Consider the following 2,470-nt stretch of genomic DNA (forward strand, 5'->3'; position numbering starts at 1 on the left):
GGGCCGGGTCCGCGCGGGAGGGTGAGGGCATGACGACCCCGCCCGCTGCCGCCACCGTCGTTCCCGCCCCGCCCCGCTGGGCCGTGCGCGCCGCCCACCTCGCCGCCGTCACCGCGCTGCCCTCCGGACTGTGGCGGCTCGGGCTGGTGGCGGGCTGGCACGGCGGGTACACCGAGGCCGGCTACCGGGCGATGGGCTTCTCCGGGTGGGGCGCGGTGTGGCCGGTCTTCCTGAGCCTGAGCACCGAGGCGCTGGCGCTGCTCACGATCGGGCTGGTCCGCCCGTGGGGCACGGTGCCGCCCCGCTGGATCCCGTTCCTCGGCGGCCGCCCGGTCGACCCGCGCGCGGTGGTCGTCGCGGCCTCGCTCGGCGCCGCCGGCCTGGCCCTGCTGTGGACGCCGTTCGCCGCGTGGTGGGCCATGCCGGGCGCGGACATGACCCCGCGCGGCCACTTCCTGGTCGGCTTCCTCTATCTGCCGACCGTCGCCTGGGCCCCGCTGCTGGCGGCCGTCACCGTGTCGTACCACCGACGGCACCGCCGACACCCGGCGACTGCGACTGCGACTGCGACCGCAACCGCAACCGCAACGACGGCCCCACGCCCCCGCGCGGCCTGAGCCACGGCCGGCCCACCCACGACGCCATGCAGCAGGTCCGGGCGAGCGGCGAGTACGTGGTGCGCGTCGACGGTCGGGCCCGGAACGGCGGCGCGCCCTGCACGGGAAGTCGACTCTGCCGACTTCCCGTGCAGGGCGCGTCACTTCGCCGGGTTCAGCGACCGGAGGGGCTCGCGGACTCGACGGAGGAGGCGGAGCCGGACCGGCCGGTGGCGGTGGTGGCGGTACGGACGCGACGCTTCAGGGCCATGTGCATGACAGAGATTCCTTTCGGAGAAGAGGAGGAGACGGGAGCCGCCCGCGACGACTCGTCAGCTCAGCGGCTTACCGGGACACCAGGCGTCGCCCCAGGCCGTCGTCTGGACGCAGCTGTGGCCACCGTGCCCGTCGCCGGAGTCCGTCAGCGTCGCGCCGTCGAACACGGAGGCGCCGGCCGGGGCCACTCCACCCAGCCAGGCGGCGGCACCCAACGCGACCGCGGCCAGTGTCCGCGTCACGATTCCTCGCATGACGACAGCTCCCATCACTTCGGGGACAGTTCCACAGGTTTCGGACGTTTCCGCAGTTCCCGCGGCATCGCCCGGTCCGTGATCGTCACCCTGCCAGTCGGCGGATGGCCACGGCATCCCCCGCAAGGGATCATGAGCCTGCCTGGCAGCTTTAGGAGGCATGCGATGGAGCCCGGGACCGGCCCCGACCCGACCGCCGACGTACCCGCACTCGACAGCGCGGCCGTCACGCTCTACCGGTGGACGGTGGTGCACGAGCGCCTCACCCCGGCGACCCTCGCCCAGGCGGCGTCCGAGACCGACCTGGGCCTGCCGGAGTGCGAGGCGGCCGTCCGGCAGCTCACCGGAGCCTGCCTCTTCCAGGAGCTGTTCGCCGACGACGCCCCGGCGGACGGGGGCCCCGCAGGCAGGCGCCCGGTCGCCTGGCAGCCCGTCAGCCCCCAGGCCGCGACCGCACAGCTGCTCTCCGAACGCGACACCGCCCTGCGCGCCCGAGAGGAGGCCCTGCGCGAGCAGCGGCGGATCGTCCAGCAGCAGCGCGACGGGCTCGCGGCGCTGGTGCCCGTCTACCTCCAGGCCCGCCAGCACGCCTTCCCGCAGGGCACCATCGACCGGCTGCCGGACAAGTTCGCGGTGCGCTCGCTGCTCGCCGACGTGATCGACTCCTGCCGCAGCGAGGTGCTGGTCTCCAAGCACGGCGGGTCGTTCCCCCCGGCCGCCCTGCGCGAGGCGCTGCCGCGCGACCTGGCGCTGCTCGACCGGGGCGTGAGGATGCGCAGCCTCTACCAGCACGCGACCCGCTTCGACCAGCCCACCCGGGTGCACGCGGAGCAGCTCATCGAGGCCGGCGCCGAGATCCGGACCCTGCCGGAGGTGCTGCCGCAGCTGATCATCGTGGACGGCTCGCTGGCCCTGCTGCCCGCCAGCTCCGGCGGCGCGCTGATCATCCGGGAGCCCGACCTGCTCTCCTACCTGCTGACGGTCTTCGAACGGGACTGGGAGAACGCGACCCCGTTCGCCAGTGGCCCGCAGGCCGCGCACGACGTCACCAAGACGATGAAGCAGAGCATCCTGGTGCTGCTCGCGAAGGGTCTCAAGGACGAGTCCATCGCCCGCCGCCTCGGCATCTCCCTGCGCACCTGCCGCCGCCACGTCTCGGACCTGCTGGACAGCCTCGGCGCGCACAGCCGCTTCGAGGCCGGCGTGGTCGCGGAACGACTGGGCCTGACCTCGCACCCGGCGCCTGCCACACCGCCCGTCGAAGCCAGGGAGCCCGTACGGACGGCGGCGCCCGTCCGGGCGGCGGCGCCCGTCCGGGCGGCAGCCTGCCCCGCCTGCGGCGAG

General features: G+C 74.6%; 3 protein-coding genes. 2 read left to right on the forward strand and 1 reads right to left on the reverse strand.

Features of this window, described 5'->3' with window-relative positions:
- Positions 1-29 precede the first annotated feature (29 nt).
- A complete protein-coding gene (locus tag KS423_RS43395) occupies positions 30-617 on the forward strand; it encodes a hypothetical protein (protein ID WP_263455835.1) in 588 nt (195 codons plus the stop codon).
- A gap of 311 nt (positions 618-928) precedes the next feature.
- Here KS423_RS43395 and KS423_RS43400 read toward each other — a convergent pair whose 3' ends face one another.
- Positions 929-1,114: a hypothetical protein gene (locus tag KS423_RS43400; RefSeq protein ID WP_224285197.1), complete on the reverse strand. Its 186-nt coding sequence runs from the start codon at positions 1,112-1,114 to the stop codon at positions 929-931.
- A 177-nt stretch (positions 1,115-1,291) separates the two neighbouring features.
- Here KS423_RS43400 and KS423_RS43405 point away from each other — a divergent pair.
- A partial coding sequence (locus tag KS423_RS43405) for a LuxR C-terminal-related transcriptional regulator (RefSeq protein ID WP_224285198.1) occupies positions 1,292-2,470 on the forward strand: 1,179 nt, incomplete at its 3' end.

Origin of the sequence: Streptomyces sp. LS1784, from assembly GCF_020103755.1 — a bacterium.
GTDB lineage: Bacteria > Actinomycetota > Actinomycetes > Streptomycetales > Streptomycetaceae > Kitasatospora.